At 40.8% G+C, this 20,771-nt stretch carries 10 protein-coding genes; 1 reads left to right on the top strand and 9 read right to left on the bottom strand.

Annotated elements, in window-relative coordinates; genetic code table 11:
* Positions 1-82: 82 nt before the first annotated feature.
* From OK18_RS00855 to glsA, 9 genes are all read right to left on the bottom strand, one after another.
* Positions 83-619, bottom strand: coding sequence for a hypothetical protein (locus tag OK18_RS00855; protein WP_053326770.1), 537 nt, complete (start codon positions 617-619; stop codon positions 83-85).
* Complete coding sequence (locus OK18_RS00850) at positions 616-1,866, bottom strand: condensation domain-containing protein (RefSeq protein WP_053326769.1); 1,251 nt, start codon at positions 1,864-1,866, stop codon at positions 616-618. Before OK18_RS00850 ends, OK18_RS00855 begins: the two co-directional genes overlap by 4 nt.
* Positions 1,863-3,146: a condensation domain-containing protein gene (locus OK18_RS00845; RefSeq protein ID WP_053326768.1), complete on the bottom strand. Its 1,284-nt coding sequence runs from the start codon at positions 3,144-3,146 to the stop codon at positions 1,863-1,865. The genes OK18_RS00850 and OK18_RS00845 overlap by 4 nt, the downstream gene beginning before the upstream one ends.
* 3 nt (positions 3,147-3,149) lie before the next feature.
* Positions 3,150-5,552: a glycosyltransferase gene (locus tag OK18_RS00840; RefSeq protein WP_053326767.1), complete on the bottom strand. Its 2,403-nt coding sequence runs from the start codon at positions 5,550-5,552 to the stop codon at positions 3,150-3,152.
* The gene (locus tag OK18_RS00835; protein ID WP_053326766.1) at positions 5,545-6,327 is read right to left on the bottom strand and encodes an alpha/beta fold hydrolase; all 783 of its coding nucleotides are present in this window, start codon (positions 6,325-6,327) and stop codon (positions 5,545-5,547) included. Before OK18_RS00835 ends, OK18_RS00840 begins: the two co-directional genes overlap by 8 nt.
* Positions 6,318-6,617, bottom strand: coding sequence for an acyl carrier protein (locus OK18_RS00830; RefSeq protein ID WP_002977699.1), 300 nt, complete (start codon positions 6,615-6,617; stop codon positions 6,318-6,320). Before OK18_RS00830 ends, OK18_RS00835 begins: the two co-directional genes overlap by 10 nt.
* Complete coding sequence (locus OK18_RS00825; RefSeq protein ID WP_053326765.1) at positions 6,605-10,870, bottom strand: type I polyketide synthase; 4,266 nt, start codon at positions 10,868-10,870, stop codon at positions 6,605-6,607. Before OK18_RS00825 ends, OK18_RS00830 begins: the two co-directional genes overlap by 13 nt.
* A gap of 19 nt (positions 10,871-10,889) precedes the next feature.
* Positions 10,890-17,933 (bottom strand): type I polyketide synthase, encoded by a 7,044-nt coding sequence (locus tag OK18_RS00820; RefSeq protein WP_053326764.1) that lies wholly within the window; start codon positions 17,931-17,933, stop codon positions 10,890-10,892.
* Positions 17,934-18,890: 957 nt separating this feature from the next.
* Positions 18,891-19,904, bottom strand: a complete 1,014-nt coding sequence (gene glsA, locus OK18_RS00815) for a glutaminase A (protein ID WP_053329257.1) — start codon at positions 19,902-19,904, stop codon at positions 18,891-18,893.
* A 244-nt stretch (positions 19,905-20,148) separates the two neighbouring features.
* Between glsA and OK18_RS00810 the strand changes: the two genes are divergently transcribed.
* Positions 20,149-20,733, top strand: coding sequence for a YdeI/OmpD-associated family protein (locus tag OK18_RS00810; RefSeq protein ID WP_053326763.1), 585 nt, complete (start codon positions 20,149-20,151; stop codon positions 20,731-20,733).
* Positions 20,734-20,771 lie beyond the last annotated feature (38 nt).

The following is a 20,771-nucleotide window of genomic DNA, read 5'->3' as shown; positions in this document are numbered from 1 at the left end:
TTTATAAAAGATGTAATCGTTCAGAATGAAATACTGAGATTACATCTTTTCATTTTTAAATAGAGAGGTGTCTCGTTTGAGTTTATGCTACAATCTCAATCCTCCTACACATCCACCTCCTCAACCTCCACACCGGCAAATACACAAACACCACAGACAGCACTCCTGCCAATATCCCCACCACAACAGCCATCGCCGTAGCATCCAACTTATAATCCTTTGAGAAATTATACTGCCCTAAGAAAAGCATCGCTAAAACGAAAGAACAGGTAATCACGCCATGCAGAATACTCAGCTTGGTCATCAGTTTTTTAATATTCAACTGTTCATCTACGGTAAATTCAATGGCGCCTTGTCCGGCGGCATCGGTTACTCTTTTGATGATGTCTATGGTGAGGACAACGGGGAGAAACAGGGCCATGGGTAAGGTAAGGCGGGCCAGATTCTGTTCGCCGGAGAAAAAATGGGTGTAGCCTAATTCTTTGAAGCTGGCATAGGCAATGATGAAATTGAAAAATACATTCGGAAGGACATAATAAATCGTACGCTTGATGAGAAAGCGTTTAAGGGTAGTTTTTTTGAGCTTTTTAGGTGGCTTCGGCTTAAATTTCAATTTCATGAGGTGGTCATTAGCGCTATGGCTTTCTCTTTTATTTTGGCGGCTTCCGCTTTGGGAAGGAAGTCTTCGTTGGACAAAAATATAAAATCCATCTGATGGTTGTAGGTGCTCGTCACCAAAGTATTTGAGTTCAGCCATGGGAAGGCTACCGTAGGACTGAAAATGGTTTCAATGCTGAAGTTTTTGTACTCATTCGGGATATTGATCCTGCCCATATTGGAGAGGGTTACATCATGGCCGCCATTGCTGGATTTGAGCATGGAGATCATACGGTCTACGATCGGGTGCATCTGTTCACCCATCCACAGCAGTTCGCGGGCTTCCATTTTTCCTATTTTCTGAGTAAGGTCTTCTTTAATCTGTCTGGCATTGTTCAACAGATCGGAGCTTCCTTTTTTAATCGCAAGATCCACCGTTGGGGCAAAGGCAAATAAATGATCTTCTTTGATCTCCGGAATAAAATGGCGCACATCTACCGGACTGATCACTTTACCCTTGGCTTCTTTCCCTTTCACTTCCCGGAATGCCTGCATGAAGGCAGAACAAAGCAAAGCATGTACGGAAATGCCATTGGCTTTACATCTTTCAGTGATTTGGGACGTTGTGGCCTTATCCAGTTTTTGGTGAAGAACATAGTCTTTTCCAAGGTTTCTCTTTTTGCTTTTCTGTTGCAGCATAAAGAAGAACCTGGCAAAGGTCAGATAAAGTCTGGCTTTGAATTTCTTACTTTTTACATTAAAGTGGGAAGGGAGAAATTCATCCACTGAAGAGAAAGGCTCATAAGGCTCCAATTCCAAAGAAGGATCATCCAAAAGCTGAAGAAGTTCCTTCATTAAAGTCACTCCGGTGGTTCCGTCTGAAATACAATGAGGGATGGCCCAAAACACTTCAGAAACATCCTGTCCTCTTACCCATACTACGCGGGCAAGCGGTGTTTTCTCTTTCTCAAATAAGATTTTCCATTCTTTCTGAGACTCGGTAAGCCAGTCTTCATCTGTTTTTCTTTCTACAATGCGGAGTGGGATAGGAGCGATGTCTTTTTCTTCTATAAAAAAGGGGTATTTCTCGCTTTTAGAGTCTATAACCACTCTTAACAAGGCATGTTTCTGCTGGATTTTTTCCAGAGCAGTTTTAAAATTCTGCTCCGGAAATTCTCCTTTTATTTTCGCTGCAAATACGCAGTTTACAGGGGTCTCGGGATCTACATACATGATCCTTTCCACCATCATTAGTTTTCTTTTGATCATGATACGGCGATATATTCCAGTTGCAGCTTAATAATCTTCATGATTTCATCACGGATGGCCAGGGCATCGGTATACGGTAAATAGCCTTCACTTCCTACAAATGAAAAATCCATTTTCCCACGGTAGGTAGAAACGACCAGTGTGGTGGTATTTCCCAGCGGACCAATCACAGACGGACTGAAAATAGTATCTACTGAAAATTCTTTATATTCATGAGGAATCTGAATGCGTCCCAGATTGGAAAACATACAGTCATTAGAGGATTTTCCGTTCTTTAAAAGTTTGGTGAAATTATTCAATGCATCATGTCCGGATTCCATCACCATCATGGTAATATAAGGATCAAGCTTGGAGGTTTTACGTTCTACAGAAGCCTGCATCGCATGTAAATTCTCTATAAAGCTCAGCTTTTCATTGGCAGAAACTACGATCATCAATCCAAAAGCAAAAATATGATCGTTTTTGATCTGGGTAGCAAAACGTCTGATGTCTACAGGGCAGGACACTTTATTGAAAGCTCCGGCTCCTTTTACTTTCTTGAAAGCCTGAAGCAAAGCAGCACTTAAAAACGTGTTCACGGTAGCACCATTAGCTTTGCAATAGGAAATCAGCTGCTGGCTTACCGTTTCATCTATTTTCCAATTGATTAAATAATCATTTTGACGGTCAATAGATTTTTTACCGGTAGGAATAACTTTGATGGCTGTAGCCGCTAATCTTCCGATGAATTTGGCTTTTAATTTTTTCTTCCGGCTGTTTAAAATATTCGCCGGAACGACATCCTGAATGCCTAAAATAGGACTTTCTATCCCAATATCAGCTTTTGGATCATCCAATACTTTTAAAAACTCATAAAGGAAAGCCATTGCAGAACCACCATCGCATAAACAATGGTGGAACGCAAACAGCATGTCAGAAACGTCTTCCCCCTTGATCCAGACAAACCGGATAAGAGGTAATTTTTTAGGATCGAATAAAGTATTCCATTCCCTTTTGGATTCTTCCTGCCACTGATCTTCTCCTTGTCTGGCAATAATTCGCACCGGAATGGAGATCGGGTTTTCAGGAACATCAAACCAGGGGATATTTTGATCATCGTGAGCAATAAGCGCTCTTAACCACGGATGTTTTTGCTGGATCTGAGCCAAAGCCTGCTGGATATCCTTCAAAGTAAAGGTACCTCTGAGCCTGAAAGGGATCACCGCATTGAACGGTTCTGTTCCGTCTCCCAGTAACATTCGCTCACCAAATAATAATCTTCTTTTAATAGGTTGGTTCATAGGCTATACAGACGCTAATGTGGAATGTTCCTGTACAAAGTTTTCCAGTAATTCTACCGCTTTATCATTACCTCCGGCAAGATTGAACGTGTTTTGAACTTCCTTCGCGGCAGCTCTGTATTTAGGATTTTCCAGTAATTCAAAAACGGTTTCACGAAGCGCTTCTACACGCAGTCTCTTGTATCGGATGCTGATTCCACAGCCTGCCTGCTCAATTAATTTCGCAATATGGAAATGGTCATAAGCAATAGGTGTGATCAACATCGGTAATCCGTTACGGAAGGTATCATTCACCGTATTGAAACCACCGTGGCAGATCACCATATCCATTCTTTGCATCACTGCAGATTGAGGCACGAAGCTGTTTACGATAAAGTTCTCCGGCCATTCTTCAAAGATTTCCGGTGGAGTAGCGGCAATCACCGTTACCGGCTGATCTTTAAATGCAGCAATAATTTTTTCAAAGAAAGCTTTTCTGATGTCTACCAACAACGTTCCCAGCGATACGAAGATCTTTGGAGTGGTAGAAGCATTTAATTTATCCCAGTCAAAAGGTGCATCGTTTGGACGACCTTTTACAGGACCTACAAATTTCATATGCGATGGTACGGTGTCAAAACCGGCAAAGGCTTGTGACGTAAAGACCATATTCAGTTTATGCGAATGGATGTAAATACCTTCCTCATGAATACCTACTTCTTTTTGCAGGTCTTTGATGAGGTTTTGCTGCCATTCCCAGATTTTAGGGGCACTTTTTTCAGTATCTCCCATCACATCCGGTGGAACGGGTGTAGTCGTTACACAAGGAATATTATGCTTGTGAGCGAAAAGCGCACCTCCGAATGTGATACAGTCGTTCACAATTACATCAGGCATCCAGCTTTCTGTTAATCGCGTTAATCCCGGCATCATCATTTTAGCGAAAGGAACATACGTTTCTTCCAGTGCTAACTTCATCACTTCAGGACCTGAACAGGCAGGACCGTCATCCTGTCTTTTTAAAATGCGGGCGATTTCGTCCTGATAAGGAATAAGGTCTTCTTCCGGATAGTAATAAGAACCTCCTTCCGGAATATGTTTGCTGTCTAAAGGGGTAATTCCGAACCATTTTACTTCGTGGCCACGGGCAATAAGGCTTGCTCCCACACTTAACGTAGGACTCACATGTCCGAAAAACGGGGGAACAACGAATAAAAATTTAGACGGTTTTTCCGGTTTTGAAGCCTTTGTGATGGCTTCTTCCAATAAATTAGCTGCGGTAGATGCTCCTCCTGCTTCCATAAAAGATTGTCCTACTTTTTGAGCCGCCTCACGGTAGCTTGGGTTATTTAAAATTTGTTGTACTGCTTCTCTCAGGTGATTGGCTTTAAATCTGTTAAAGTTTAATCGTTCACCCGCTTCTGTACGCACCACACGTCCTGCAACATGCGACTGGTCATACGCAATAGGAATCACTACCAAAGGAATCCCGTTGGATAAGGTTTCAGAAACGGTATTGTGACCGCCGTGGCAAACCACGCCATCAAGATGAGGTAACAAATCCAGTTGCGGAATCTGCTGATAGACCATAAAGTTGTCCGGCCATTGCTCGAAAAGCTGCGGATCTGAAACCACGACAACTGTTAAATCTTCGTCTTTAAAAGCATCAACTACCTTTTGGAAGAATGCTTTTTTATGATCGTGATCGAAAGTGGTTCCGATACTTACTAAAATCTTTTTGTTGGTGGCACTTTTCAATCTGTCCCAATCAAATTCACATGAGATACGTCTTTCGGTAAGAACAGGTCCTGTGAATTTGTATTGAGGTTCCAGATCGTCCATATCCCCAAAGAAATACGTTGAAGTTAAAACAAGGGTCAGGAGATCTGAAGTGGCCAGAGAATGTTCTTCATAGAAGCCAAGTTCTTTCTGTAAATCGATGATCTGATTGACTTCCCATTCGTGTACTTTAGGCAGCTCATTCATGATCTTAATAGCAGCCGGAGCGGTAACGGAAGTCGCACAAGGAATTCCTAACGCTTTCGCAGCTACCGGAGCCGCAAATAACTGATGGTCACCGATGATTAAATCGGGTTGGTAGGTCTTTAATAAAGCCACAATCCCATTATAGCAATGTTTGTTCAACGGAATAAGAACTTCCTCGTAAAGGAACTTCACGCTGTCGATTCCGTAGACTACTTTTTTGGAAATAATATCGAGATATTGTTCGCTTTCTTTCTTTTCTTCGTCGGTCTGATCGTATTGGATCAGTAATAATTTTCCGCCCTCCGGAAGTTTAGCCTCTAAAGTAGGGTCAAGGCTGATCCAGGCTACTTCATGCCCTCTTTTCAACAAGGTAGCACCGATGCTTAGGGTAGGATTCACATGTCCTGTCAAGGGTGGAACTATAAATGCAAATTTAGCCATGGTTCTTCGTTAAAATATTAGATAAAAACTGGGCGATCGTCTCTGCAATGAGCTGAGGTTCCTGAATGGGAATATTGTGATCGCCGGAAATCAATTCAAGTTCGGATGAACCGATTTGAGACTGCAGCCATTCTCCTGTAGGCCTGCAGTTGGAATCAGCACCATAAAGCAATAAAGTGGAAGCTTTCAGTTGATTGAAATCCGCTTCACCAAGGAAATGTTTTTCCTTAATCATATCTGCTTTGATACTGGTTTGATTAAACAGAAACTCATACATACGATGGTTCTTTTCCATTTGTCTTTTGCCCATCTGGACTTTGGTGGTATCTGTAAAATTGGCTACATAATGCTCAAGGAATTCCTTGCTGTATTCATCAATGATGTTACGGGCTTTTTCGTCCTGAGGATCCGGAGCTTCCATCACCACCAGTTGATTAACGCGTTCAGGATATGTTAATGCTGTTTTCAAAGCAATAAGACCGCCGAAGCTATAGCCTACAAGATGTACTTTTTCCAGTTGAAGGTGATCTATTAAACCTATCAGATCGGATGACATGTTATCAAGGTCGTACCCATCCAAAAAGCGTTCACTCATCCCGTGACTTTTCAGATCGTACATCACCACATGGAAATGTTTTGCCAGAACAGGGGCAATATTAAAATAATAAATGGACAGGTTACTGAACATACCGTGGATTAAGACCACGGTTTGTTCGGCTCCTTTATTGAGTTCCTGTATATGAACTTGTCTGTTATTGACAGTGATTATTGGCATTCGTAGATATAATTGATGATCATACTAAGGTCAAGATTAATAAGCTGGTCAAGATCCATAGAAGATAACCAACCTGTAAAGTCGATCTGATCGCCAAAATGCGCCTTGATCTTTTCAGAGAAAGAGACAATCTCGATGCTGTCCATTTCAAGATCTTTGGTGAATGAACTTTCCGGAGTAATATCCATCTCCTCTACAAATTCAGCCCCTATCACTTCAGTAATAAAACCTTTTAATAAAGTAAAAAGTTCTTCGTGGTTCATTTTTAATGTTGCGTTTACAGTGTCCATCCGATAATATAATTTTTATGTTTAACAGTTTTGATTTCAATATTGTTGATCCACAAGTGATCGTCTTTTATTTGTTCGACTTCGAAGGCTTTTGGATTCCCTTTCAGTCCGGTTCCTAAGAACTTTCCGTAGGCTTCCTTCGCTACCCATAAACGGGTCGTCCATTCTGCCTGGTCTTTTCCTTTTAATAAGGTTAATTCATGGTCTGTAAATACCAGATCATAGAATCCTTCGCTGCGTTCTTCCATGAGTTCCATATCGATTCCTACAGATTTGCCGTATCTCGCAATCCCCACGGCTTCTTTTCCTTTGTGAGCCAATGAAATATGGATGTCTTCTGTAAAATCACTGATGAGGTAAGGTTTCCCCGCTTCATCGGAACGGATCTCAAAGGTGATCGGGAAGCACGCATGATTTTTTTCCTTACGAAGAAGGTTTCTCACGGCGTCTTTCACCGCAACACGGCTTACCATCCAGTTTTTCTTCTTGTTGGGTAGTAATTGCTGGTGATGCTGTTTTTCCGTCTGGTTGAAATATCTTTTCAGGATAAAATCCCATGAAGCCACTCTGGTATACGCCTGGTGGAAGAAAAATACTTCCGGAGCAATTTCTTCAGAAAGGCGGTTGTGCAGTGGTGACATGGAAACATTCCATAAAGCGGCATCAATTTCCAGTCTTCTGTTCTGCCAGCCTGTGATGGCGCACCATACTTTTCCGTCTCTTTTCAGAATGATATCTGCAATGGCAAATTCATCATTAAGCTCAGTCAGCATACAGGTACATTCAAAAATACCATCCTGATCGTGCATATCTCCAAAGAATTCAATGTCTCTGATCTTCACCGGGAAGGCGATACGGTCTTTCACTAAAGTAAGCTGCAGCCAAAGCCCGAATAATTGTCCGGCATTGTCCAGCAGAGATCCTTTTCCGCCGTTTCCTTTGATCTTTCCTACAATTCCTTTGGTTCCAACCGCTGAAACTTCAGTAATTCCCTGGTATTTTTCCCCATGGAACATATGCATGTCGTAGATTTCCTCAGGGGTTCTTTCAATCGGTAAAAGATCACCAATGGAAAGGTTGAAGGTTGGAGTAGGGACAGGTGAAGATTTTAAGATCACTTCAGCATTGGCGAAGTTTTCAATATCCAGATACGCATGGTTTTCACCACGCCATTGTCCTTTTACGGTTTTTTCAAAAGGCTGGGCAACGTTCATCCATTGGAATACACTTACATTCATGATTTTATGAACCTGTGTTCCCGGGATTTCTGCTTCTGCAATTTCTGCAAGCTGCTCAAAGATCATGGTCATCGGGATTACCGGTTCCATATCCGCTACATGAGCCCATCCTTTTGGCTGTCTCAATAAGCTGTGGTCAATCAGGTAGGGATGACTTTCAAGCGTAACATACAGATCTTTTGAGAAGGTTGTACTTCTCGGCGCTTGTGGAGCGGCATATTGTGCTACAGGAGCAACCTGAGCAGGACGTGGTATCGTAATTTCCGGACGGTTCTGGAATAAAGTAAGAACTTCTTCCTGCATACGGATCATATCGTTAACATTGTCCTGGAACGCCTGTACCAGCGGATGACCACTTTTCGCAGTCATGGCTGAAGCCGAAGCAGTATATTGTTTTGGTGTTTCAAAGGCTTGAGCTAAGGCTTTTACTTCTTTAAAATTTCTGATAATAGGCGAGCCTAATTCCAGTTTAATGCCTTTTCCTGATGATTTTTTTGATTGCTGCTGAACTTCTAAGAAATCAAGAGCAATGGTTTTCCCTTCTACAAATAATGACGCGACAACACGTTGTAACTGTGCCAATGCAGAACGGGTAGGAACACTGGAAGGAATGGTGCTGAATGCTTTTCCTTTCAAGGTATCATCTATAAATCCGATCAGTCCGCCGGTACCCACCTGAATGAACACTCTGGCACCTTCTTCGTATAATTTATCTGTCAGTTCACGGAAACGAACAGGCTCAACCAAATGCTCGGCACTCAGTTTTCTGATCGCTGCCTGATCTGCCGGATAAGGTTCTAAAGTCGTAGCAGACCATAACGGAATTTTTGTTTTCTGGAACTGTGCTTTTTCCATTCCGGCAAGGATCACATCCAGTTTATCAGCGATAAATGGAGAGTGGAATCCGGATTGGAACGGCAGTACCTGATGGAAGATCTGTTTTGATTTTAATTGCGGAATCAATTCATCCAATGCAGCATTGCTCCCGCAAAGAATGACCTGATTAGGGCAATTGTCATTGGAAACATACAGGTCTGAAATTTCAGTAATAAAAGGCTGTACCACATCAATTCCGGCACCGATGGCAATGAATTTGGAGTCTTTTAATTCAAAAGTTTCCGGGTTCAGCACATCGATTAAAGCTTTTACAGAATTGGCTTCTGCTAACTCTGATGAATACCCTGCCAGCCATTCTCCTAAACTGTGTCCTGCATTCATATCCGGAATAATGCCCAGTTTCTTCAATGAATTGTCAAGGATACTGCAGTTGTTGAATATATTTAAAGCATCGGTTAAAAGACCTTCACCCTCTGTTTCTATAGGCGCTGTTAATCCGAAATAACGGCTTACACTTTCCACTTCACCTTTTGCCAGTCCATCCAAACCGGGGAATACAAAGGCTACTTTTCCACCATCTTTTAATAATGGAGTAGAAGTGTACCAGATGTCCTGCTTGTTTTTCCAGATCAGGTTTTTAGAAACGATTTTAAGGGCTTTTTCTATTCTTGCAGGCGTAGGATCGAATATGGCTACTCTGAAATCTCCTTCTCCTAAAGTGGTATCGTTATTTTGTAATGCAGAAACCAATTCTTCATGCGTAGGTCTGGCCAATAGCAATACCTTGTCTTTTTTCGGCATATCATAGCCTTCAAGAACAACATGAGCATTGATTCCTCCAAACCCGAAGGCATTAACGGCTGCTACTTTTGGAAGTCCAGTTTTTGACCAGTTTTTGGCTTCCTGTACCGGTTCAAATCTTGTATTCTGCATTTCCGCAGTAGGATTCTCACAGTACAATGTTGGTGGTAAGGTATCATGGTATAAAGCAAGACAGGTTTTAATCAGTCCTGCAATTCCTGCAGCCGGCATGGCATGTCCGATATTGGATTTCACAGAACCGATTCCAGCCACTGGAGCAGATTCTTCTTTTCCGAAGAACTGTGCTAAGGTCTGAAGTTCTGTTTTATCTCCAAGCGGAGTTCCGGTACCATGAGCTTCAAGGTAACCTACTTTATTTTTATCCAGATCAGCATTGATCCAGGCTTGTTCTAAAGCTTTCAGCTGTCCTTTTACGGATGGGCTCATTACGCTGGTTCCGTTACCATCACTGCTTACACCCACTCCTTTAATCACAGCATAGATTTTATCCTGATCGCGAACGGCGTCTTCCAGTCGTTTTAACACGACGAAACCACAACCTTCTCCAATCAGTAATCCATCAGCATCGCTGCTGAAAGGTTTAATCTTTTCCTGGCGGGACATTGCTCCCAATTGAGCAAAAATACTCCAGAAAGCAGCGTTTTGCCCGGTGTGAACACCTCCGGCGATCATCATATCGGAACGACCTCTCTGAAGTTCCTGTACAGCGTGATCTACAGCGATTAAAGCACTGGCACAAGCAGCATCCACGGTAAAAGCAACGCCTCCAAGGTCAAAACGGTTGGCTACCAATGACGCTACCAGATTGGGAATTAATCCCATGGCAGTATCAGCTGCGAAACGTCCTTTGCGTTCCTGGAAAGCATGTTTTACTTTTTCAATATCAGCAGAAGAAACCTGAGGGAGCAATTCCTGCAATAAGGAGGAAATCTGTTCTCCGGTTCTTACAATTTCAATGGCACGGGTAGCTCCCGGCCCGGTATAATTTCCTTTCCCGATAATAATTCCTGCTTTTTCAAGGGAAATATTCTTTTGAAATACTCCGGCATCCTCTAAAGCTTTCTGAACTAAATCAAGGGTCAGTAAATGATCGGGTTCTGTTCCTTCCACCGCAAGGGGTAAAATTCCAAAAGTGGTAGGATTAAACTCATAATCAGGAATAAACCCGCCTCGTTTGCAGTAGAAACGATCGACAGGGTTGGTGGCATCACTAAAATGCACCGGATCTATCCTATCTGCTGGAGCGGATTGGGTAGAGTCTACTTTATTGACAATATTCTGCCAAAAAGTATGGGCATCCTGCGCCCCGGGAAAGACGCAGGATAGTCCAACTACAGCAACATCTGTTTTTTTCATGTTTAGTGTATACAGAGGGTTACCAATTATTTCCTGACATGATAAGCACCTGGCTTTCAGTTCCGTATTTTATTTCGTTAAGGAAGATTTCTTTTCCTTCATCCAATGGGATCATGGAAATTCCTCTGCGTTCGTATTCAGATTCAAGGGTGGAAGAAACCATTCCGGCACCTTTCCAAGGTCCCCAGTTGATGGAGATTACTTTTCCTTGCAGTCTTTTATTCAGAGCGTTAGCGTAATCATCCAGTACACTGTTGGCCGCCGCATAATCTGTTTGGCCTTTGTTACCGTATACTGATGCAATACTTGAGAATAAAACAACGAACTGGCAGTCTGTGCGAAGCTGTTCAGCCAATACACGGAGTGGTTTTACTTTGGTATCAAATACGCGTCCGAAAGAAGAAGTCGTTTTTTGTTTGAATAATTTATCTTCTAAAAGACCTGCTCCGTGGATCACTCCGTCTAAACGGTTGTATTTTTCGTAAATACTGCTGATTAAATTACTTAATCCTTCTTCGTCACAAAGATCTAAAGACTGATAAATAATGGTGTTTCCAAGCGCTTCCATATCACGGATCGTGCGTAGGATCTGATTGTTTTTGAAAATTTTCGTGGTTTCTTTTTCGATTTCAGCTGGAGAGGTGAATTTTCCGGACTTAATCAAATAAGCTCTGATTTCTTCCTTAGTCTTCATTCCTTCAAATTCTTTGGCAGAAGCTTCATTTCTTGGATCTGCTGATCTTCCTACTAAAATATAAGTACATGGATACGCCTGAGACATGTGTTTCACCAATTCTGCTGTGATTCCCTGTGCACCTCCCAATACCAATACTACTGATTTCTGATCTAATTGGATGTGAGCTTCATTTAAACTTGTTGACAATGGGGAAGGGATGATGTCGACCTTATGTCTTTTTTCGTTCTTATAAATCACTTCAGCAGGTTTATCGTTCGTTAAGATTTCTTTTAAAGTAATATCAGCGATCTGATCAACTTCCTGAGGAGTGCTTAAACTGATAAATCTGCAAGTGGTATGATCGAATTCTCTTGCTAAACTTTTGAAAAGTCCCGGATAACCTTGGTGATGACGTAATACACTTACATCACTGATTTCCTGAATGTGAGCTGCAATATCAGAGATTAAGTATACCCATTTCGCTTTATCAAAATCAAGTTTTTTAATTAAATCAACATGATCGATGATGCTTGGTTTATCGGTTGCTGAGAACAGGTCCAGCATAATTAATCCATCAACATTTGAAAGATCCTTGTCTGCGTCTACCAATTCTACGATAGCTCCGTGTTTTTCCAGTTCAGCTTTAATGGCTGAGGTTTGTTGAGTGTCATCCTGAGTGATGGCAAAATGTTTCCCCTGAAGGATTTCTGTATTTTGTACAGAAGAAGCATCTGTAGGCGTGATGTCAAAACGCAGACGTGATAATACATTATTGGTTGCTTCAGGGGTGTTAACTTCCTTTGCTTCTTTTTTTGTTTCGTTGGTGTCACCGCTCATTTCACTGATCCAGCTTGCCAATCCGCGAAGGGTTTTAATAGCCGCTAGTTTTTCCATTACATCATCAGCCTGTTCAAGGTTTTCCCCAAAACCGATCTTGTTTTTAAGATCTGCGATGATTTCCATACGCTTGATAGAATCAATACTAAGATCTGCTTCCAAATCTAAATCTAATCCTAACATTTCTTTCGGATACCCTGTTTTTTCGCTTACGATATTCAAAATAGCGTTTTGAAGATCTTCCAGTGATAATGCAGATTTTGCTTGTGGTTTTGAAGAGACCTCAGTTGAAGTTCCGTTTTTTTCAGGAGTTACTGTTTCTGTATCTGCTCCTGAGAATTCAGTAAGCCATGAAACTAATCCGCTCAGGGTTTTGATTCCTGCCAATTGTTCCATAACCATATCTTCATTGGTGTTTCCGTTGGCTAATGTTCCCAGTTCGTTACGAAGCGTTCCGATGATTTCCACTCTTTTGATAGAGTCGATACTTAAATCAGCTTCAAGATCCATTTCCATACCCAGCATTTCCTGCGGATATCCTGTTTTATCACTTACAACCTGTAGTAATAATGCTTTGATATCTCTTGTAGGAGCAGCTTTTACAGCAATGGCAGTAGCGGCTACAGCAACAGTTGCTGTTTGTGGAACCTGCTGTACAGGAATTGTACGTTCAGGAACAGGAGCCGGCATTGGCGTATTATAAACAGGCATTGGATTCACCTGAGGATTCTGGCCCATAAAGGAAAGCATCACATCACGTTGTGCCTGTATCATTAATTTCATGCTGTTTAAATATTCCTGCAGCATACGTTCTGCCGTAGATAGGCTTTCCGGTGCAGGAGCTTGCGTATTATGAGTAGTAAAATTGTTCATGGGAATAGGGTTTATGATAGGGAGTGCACCATTAGCAGGCAATGAACCTGTTGTCGGATGTGCAGCTTGTCCGTTAACACGCCAGATGGCTGGGCTTTTCTTATACAGTTCAGGCTGATTGATATCCACAAGCTGAACGAAACGGCCATCGAAAAGTTTCTCAATATTGAAGCTTCGGCCTGTTCCTAAATACTGTGCTAACATGCACAATAAATGAGTGAACTTATTACGGCTGCTGTCTTCAACATATAAAGTCAACTGGTCTTTTTCAAGACATGATTTTGCCAATCCTGTAAGGACTTTTCCAGGTCCTACCTCGATGAAGATTCTTGCTCCGTCGTTATACATCGCCTGCATCTGTTCTACGAATCTTACAGGCTGTACCAAATGGTCAGTCAGTCTTTCTTTAATGTCTGCAGGATTCGAAGGATATACATCTGCCGTTGTATTAGACCATACAGGGATCTGCATTTCCTGGAAAGGAACGTCTTTTAATACATCAGCATATAATTCTTTTGATTTTGCCAATAACGGGCTGTGGAATGCACAGGCAACTTCCAGTTTTTTAGCAGAAATACCTTCCTGTTTAAGGACTTCCAATAGTTTATTAATCGCTGGTGTACTTCCTGCAATAACACATTGAGTAGGGGCATTGAAATTAACCGGATAGCATCCTTCCACTTTAGCAATGATCGGCTGTAAACGTTCGTGAGTAGCACTTGCTGCTAACATCGAACCCGGATCACCACCTTCTACTGAATTTAATATTGATTGCGCTCTCTGAATACTTAAGTCAACCAGTTTATCCTCACCGAATACTCCTGAGAAACACAAAGCAGGTAATTCACCATAGCTATGACCAGCCAGCATATCAGGAATGATTCCTAATGATTCTAAGAATTTGGCTAATGCAAGATCAACAATTCCTAAAAGCGGTTGTGCCAAACGGGTATCTTTAATGGTTTCTTTTTGTTGCTTTAAATCTGCTTCATTGAAGGTTGTAGAAGGGAAAACTACTTTTTCAAGTTCAGGATAATTGTCAATCACCTTACGCATAGCCGGGAATACTACGAACAGATCGCGGGCCATATTGATTCTCTGACTTCCTTGTCCAGGGAATGTGAAGGCTACTTTCCCTTCTTTTTTGCTGACAGTGAAAGTATCTTTGGTTTCAATTCCTACCAATACTAACTCAATTTTCATCATCAGATCCACAGCGGTATCAGCTACAATACTGAACTGAATCGGCTTTTCTGAACTGATGCTTAAGCTGTAAGCAATATCTTTTAATGGAATCTCATCATTGATTTCCAATAATGTTTTGATCTGGCTTGATTGTCCTTTGGCTTCTTCATAAGTATCCCCACGGAATACAAATAGTTCTGAAGGCCAGGACTGCATCGCTATAGAATCATCTTTTTTTGGATGGTTAGCAATTACAGTGTGGAAGTTTGTTCCTCCAAATCCGAAAGCACTGATCCCCGCATATCTGTTTTTTTCCGTCCATAATCCTGTTTCAGCATGGAAAGAGAATGGACTTGTCTGTGCATTATAATAAGCGTTTGGTTGTTTAAGGTGAAGGGTAGGAGGTTTTACCCCATGGTAAACGGCAAGAGAAGCTTTGATTAAGCCTGCTAATCCTGCAGCACACTTGGTATGTCCGATCTGGGTTTTCACAGAACCTAAATGAGTCTGTCCCGGTAAAGCCCCGGAACGGCTGAATAAGTTAGTCAAAGCACTTAATTCAGTTTTGTCTCCAACAACGGTTCCTGTACCATGAGCTTCTACCAATCCTACAGATGCAGCACTGATTCCTGCTTGAGTATAAGCACGCTCTAATGCTCTTACCTGACCTACTTTTCTAGGAGCTGTTAAACCAAGGGCTTTACCGTCACTTGATCCACCAACTCCTTTAATTACAGAGTAAATACGGTCACCATCGTTGACGGCATCTTCATATCTTTTCAAAACAAGGATGGCGATTCCTTCTCCAAGGGCAATTCCGTCTGCTTCACTGTCGAATGTGGCACATCTTCCTTTTCTGGAAAGGGCGTGAGTACTGGAGAACATCAGGTAATCGTTGATTCCGTTATGTAAATCCGCACCTCCGGCAAGAACCATATCAGATTTTCCTAATACAAGTTCCTGGCAAGCCAAATCCAGTGCTGCCAAAGAAGAAGCACACGCTGCATCTACCGTAAAGTTTCTTCCGCCTAAATCAAGACGGTTCGTAATCCTACCTGCGATCACATTGGCCAAAATACCAGGGAAAGAATCCTCTGTGGTATGTGGGAAGGCTTCTTTTACTTCTTCATGAAGTTCTCCGAAAACCTGTTTATAATATCCTCTGAAACTATAGCTGTTGGCAAGGTCGTTACCTCCTTCAGCTCCGATAATTACAGAAATGTTTTCTCTATTAATATGTTTCTCACCATATCCTGCATCTTCCATTGCGCGTTTTGCCACCAATAAAGTAAGCAGTTGTGTAGGTTCAATAGCGGCAAGAGATTGTGGCGGAATTCCGAATGCTAATGGATCAAAATCAATTTTCGGGATGAAACCGCCCCATTTTGAATGAGATACATCAGCTTCATCTGAATCCGGTTTGTAATAAAGGTCTTTATTCCATCTTTCGTCCGGAACTTCGGTAACGCTGTCTTTTCCTAAGATGATATTTCTCCAGAATTCATCCAGATTTTTAGCACCCGGGAAAATACATTCCATTCCTACGATAGCGATATCCAATGGTTTTTCGCTGGATGCAGGTAATTCTGATAATTCAGCATTTTGGATATATTCGTAATTGTCGATACTAACATTTTGGTGAAGCTCCTCAAGCGTAAGCACTTTGTTGTGCATGGTGGCAATCTGCCCGATCATGTACATTCCAAGATCCAGCTGATCCTCTTTAGGAATGTTGACCAACTGATCTCCCTGACGTTCGATTCCTTTAGCAGCAATTCTTAAACGGCCTACGTTAAGTTTTTCCAGCTTTTCCCAAACTTCTTTTTTATCTGTTCCGGCTGCTAAAAGCTTAGCTTTCTCAGTATTGAAATGGTTAGCAAAGGCTGTATTTAAACAACGGGTTTCGTGGCCCGGAGCTGTTTCTAATAAAACGGTATCCTTTGCCTGCATTGCCTGTAACTGGAATTCTTCCTGAATAGCTCCGGTTTGTACAGCTTCCTGAGTGTACAGATAGGCTGTCCCCATCAATACTCCCACTTTTACGCCTCTGGCAGCTAGTGGAGCAGCCATGATAGAAACGAATGCTGTTGAAAAATCATTATGGATTCCACCCGCGAAAAATACACTGATATTTTCCGGATGATCTTCTTTTAATATACGTTCAATCTGTTTTTCCCAAAGAACCATGCTGGATAGCGGACCTACGTGCCCACCGCATTCACGGCCTTCAAATATAAAGCTCTTAGCTCCTTCTTTAAGGAAAATGTCTAAAAGGGCAGGAGACGGAACATGTAAGAATGTCTTTATACCTGCTTTTTCAAATATTTTAGCCTGTGCCGGTCTTCCTCCTGCGATTAACACTACAGGTGGCTGGGCTTCAAGGATGTAAGAGGTTTGTTCATCCCTTAATTCCTGAGGGGCAAACCCTAGAATTCCTACTCCCCATGTTTTATTACCTGCAAGTTCTTTGGTTTCCATTACCAGAGACTTTGCAGAATTTCCTTTCAATAAAGATAAGGCAACAAACGGTAAGGCTCCCGCTTCTGCTACTGCATTGGCAAATCCGGGAACATCACTTACGCGGGTCATGGGTCCCTGTGCGATTGGATATTTTAATCCGAGTTCCTGTGCTAATGGATTGTTCTGATCGATCACCTGAAGGGCTTTTGCCTGTTTCAGGTGGCCATGCATGGCTTCTTTCAATCCAAAAGCAAGCCTTTTCAATGTTCTGAACTCTTCATACAGGTCTGTTGCCAGGGAAATATCCTGACCCATTGGAATGTAGCTTTTGCTGATGTCAAGATCTGTAAAATACTGTTGAAGATCTTCAGCGCTAATATCATCCGGTAATGAAGGTGAATTGGGCCTTACCAATACACGATGGTCGGCAATGATTTTGGTTTCAGTTCCGTTAAGTTTTGAACATAAATCTTTGATGTCCTTTGGAACAGAACTTTCGGGGAATAAGGCCAGTTGGCTGTCCAGTACAACACCTGTTGCTCCCAAAGCTTTTACGGCTGCGGCAGTATGGAGTCCTATTCCCCCCTGTACCCACACCGGAATGCTTTTGATCTCATTAATAATGCGCTGGAACAGTACAAAAGTTGATTCATAGCCGATGTGACCTCCCGCTTCATTTCCTTTGATGATGATTCCTTGAGCTCCTGATTCTTCAGCCTGTTTTGCCTCCTCTAGGCTGGTTACCTGATAAATAATATCCAGATTTGAGTTTTGAGGAATGGTCACTCCGAATGGTAAGATCGCAAATCGTACATTCTCCGGAAGTTGAAGTGCTGAAAGTTTTTCATTAGAAACATAAACACCGTAAGAAGGTAAGTTTGTTTCTCCAAGTTGACTGAGGGCTGCCTGGGCGGTCATTAACTCTTGGCCTAAGCTGAGGACAGGAAATATACCCGCCTGATGCAATTTAGGCATAAGGTTGACATCCGGCTTTTCAAAAGGCGTTAGTCCAATAATGGTTAAGTTTTTCATGGCGTGATATGTTAGTAAAATTTTATAAAATTCATAACCCTTTGAAATAAAGAGCAATGGCTGTTATAAAATCATAAAATTGGTTTTTATTATATTTTTAATTGTAAAGGCTGTTTGTTGATAATTTTTCAACAGTATGTGGTTGGCTCTAAAGTGATTAGAGTTAGGATTGGTGTCCGGCTTTTCAAGAGGCATCAGCCTTATAATGGTCAAGTTTTTCATTGCATTTAGTATTAAAATAATAATATGCGGGTTGTAACAAAAAAATCAATATAATGAGCATAAAGAGACTTTGTTTGTTACGGGTGAATAAAAATAATAAAATTATAATACATCTTTAACCATAAATGAAATTTGGTAATAATTTTTTAACAAAAAAATATTGATTATTCAAACTTTATTAAAGTATATAGTTTATTCTCTTATTCATCAGAAATAGGTCGGCACAATCCATGTAACTATAAATATAACTAATTATAGTTAAAGAAATGTTAAGCAAATATAGAAATAAAAAATAAAATATTTCAATATTAAGAGATTTGTTTTTTTGTATATTACGAAATGATAATATATCTGTACAGGTAAATAAATCGTTAAAAGACCTCATTTAATTCATTAAAAATAGTTGCTTTTTTTTGAATAAAATGAAATAAAGAAAGGGAGAGTTACGGACCGAAAGTGGTGATTTTAAATGAGAAAAGCCAAAGAAAAATGAGCCGGAAAATAGGAGTTATTATGAAAATAAAAATTCAATGTAAAGATAAATTACTTGTTAATTATTTACTATAATAATAACAATTATCAATAAAATTATTTTATAGTTTCAATAACTTGAATAAATAAGAGCTATTGTTAATTTTTCATAAAAAAACAAGCCGGATATATAGAATCCGACCTGTTTTATAGAAAAGCTTTTACTATTTAGCTGGTAAATATGAGATTAAACTTTAAAAAAAATTAAAATATACTTAAACTATATTGTTTAACCAGATCCAGAATCATATGATATCCTGCCAGTGAATTTCCATGTTGGTCCAGGGCAGGGCTGAAAACACCAATACCCATTTTTCCCGGAACACTTACCGTAATTCCTCCTCCAACACCCGACTTACTCGGAAGCCCTACCATTCTGGAATATTCACCACTGAACTCATACATACCGGCAGTAAGCATTTGTGATTCTATCAGTTGGGCGATATCTGCATTTTTATATTGGGAATCTCCGTCGAACCTGACGCATTGGTTGGCAAAGAAATAGCCTATTTTAGCCAGATCTTCAGCTGTCAATTCAATAGAACATTGTTTGAAGTAATTGTCCAGCTGATCTTCATTTCCTGAAATCAATCCATTATTTTTCATCAGGTAAAACATTCCGCGGTTACGGTGTCCCGTTGCTTTTTCAGATTCATAAACAGACTTGCTGTAATCAATGTCTGGATTTTTGGTAATGTACCGAACCATATCCAGTACCTTAAGAAAAGGCTTTTCACCCTCTCCGGAGATTAAGGAAGTGGTAAGAATTGCCCCTGCATTCATCATGGGGTTTAGCGGCTTACCGGTGGTTTCAAGATTGGAAAAATGGTTAAAAGGCTTTTCAGATCCAAAATACCCCATTTTATCAAAAACATTCGCTTCACCTTTCTCATTTACTGCGATCATCAGGGCAATGATCTTTGAAATGCTCTGCATGGTGAATTTCTTATGTACATCTCCGGTATTCAGTATTTTGCCATTTTTATCTACAACCGAGAAAGCAATAGCTCTGGCATCCATTTTTCCCAGCTCAGGAATATAATCAGCAACTTTACCCTGGGTGTAATATCCCCTGTTCTTTTCCAGGATATTGCTTAATGTCTTTTCTGACAAGGTTGAAATATCAGCCGTTTTCTGGGCATACATTACAGTGTTTAAAGAAAGAAAAGCGGCTATGCACAATCCTTTTGCAGAAAATAAAAAACTATTTTTTCTCATAGTGAAGATCTTCGAATACATATTGATAATAACATCGGAAAACAAAGATAAAGTATTTCACCTTCGTTGGCAATTTCCTTTACCTATTCATTTTAAAATGTCGGGCAAAAGAGATTTGAGCTTACTGATACACCAATTAACAGGAGGTTTACATCTATAATACCGGATTTCGTTTTCATACTGACATGCTGTTGTCATTACTTCTTTTTATATTTGAGCAATACAACAATAAATATAAAATGCCATGAAAACTGTGGTAAAAAGACAAACTATACATGTCAATAAAAGAGCAGATTGGCGGGAATGGCTGGAGCATAATCATTTATCGGAGCAGTCAGTCTGGGTGATTTGTAATACCAAAAAATCCGGTCTTCCTACAGTAGATTGGACGGTACTGGTAGATGAGGCGCTTTGTTTTGGCTGGATAGACAGTACAAGAAAAACGATTGATGAAGGATCTTTTATGCAGTTGTTCAGCAGGCGCAAGCCTCACAGTACCTGGTCAAAAATCAATAAAGAAAAGATTCAAAAGCTTATAGATAGTAAACTGATGACAGAAGCGGGGTATAAAGTGATTGAAACTGCAAAACAAAATGGTTCCTGGGTGATTTTAGACAGTGTTGAAGAACTGATCATTCCTGATGACCTGAACGAGGCATTTAAAAAATACTATGGTTCAGAAGAATATTTTTTAAGTTTGAGTAAATCGGTGAAAAAGATGTTGCTGCAATGGATTGTTCTGGCTAAAAGACCGGAAACGCGTAAGAAACGTATTGAAGAAATAGCAGAACTGGCGGGACAAAAGAACAGACCTAAGCAATTCAGGTAGCTGCTTACCGGCGATTTCTTATTTTTGTGGAACAAAAC

The organism is Chryseobacterium gallinarum (genome assembly GCF_001021975.1).
Classification (GTDB): Bacteria; Bacteroidota; Bacteroidia; order Flavobacteriales; family Weeksellaceae; genus Chryseobacterium; species Chryseobacterium gallinarum.
The sequence above is the reverse complement of the archived record's forward strand: the minus strand, read 5'-3'. Positions and strand labels throughout refer to the sequence as shown.

What these genes read in the sequence shown, in the direction of transcription:
- OK18_RS00855 (WP_053326770.1), bottom strand. Translation starts at nt 619, where the DNA reads ATGAAATTGAAATTTAAGCCGAAGCCACCTAAAAAGCTCAAAAAAACT.
- OK18_RS00840 (WP_053326767.1), bottom strand. Translation starts at nt 5,552, where the DNA reads ATGGCTAAATTTGCATTTATAGTTCCACCCTTGACAGGACATGTGAAT.
- OK18_RS00835 (WP_053326766.1), bottom strand. Translation starts at nt 6,327, where the DNA reads ATGCCAATAATCACTGTCAATAACAGACAAGTTCATATACAGGAACTC.
- OK18_RS00830 (WP_002977699.1), bottom strand. Translation starts at nt 6,617, where the DNA reads ATGGACACTGTAAACGCAACATTAAAAATGAACCACGAAGAACTTTTT.
- OK18_RS00820 (WP_053326764.1), bottom strand. Translation starts at nt 17,933, where the DNA reads ATGAAAAACTTAACCATTATTGGACTAACGCCTTTTGAAAAGCCGGAT.
- glsA (WP_053329257.1), bottom strand. Translation starts at nt 19,904, where the DNA reads ATGAGAAAAAATAGTTTTTTATTTTCTGCAAAAGGATTGTGCATAGCC.
- OK18_RS00810 (WP_053326763.1), top strand. Translation starts at nt 20,149, where the DNA reads ATGAAAACTGTGGTAAAAAGACAAACTATACATGTCAATAAAAGAGCA.
- OK18_RS00850 (WP_053326769.1), bottom strand. Translation starts at nt 1,866, where the DNA reads ATGATCAAAAGAAAACTAATGATGGTGGAAAGGATCATGTATGTAGAT.
- OK18_RS00845 (WP_053326768.1), bottom strand. Translation starts at nt 3,146, where the DNA reads ATGAACCAACCTATTAAAAGAAGATTATTATTTGGTGAGCGAATGTTA.
- OK18_RS00825 (WP_053326765.1), bottom strand. Translation starts at nt 10,870, where the DNA reads ATGAAAAAAACAGATGTTGCTGTAGTTGGACTATCCTGCGTCTTTCCC.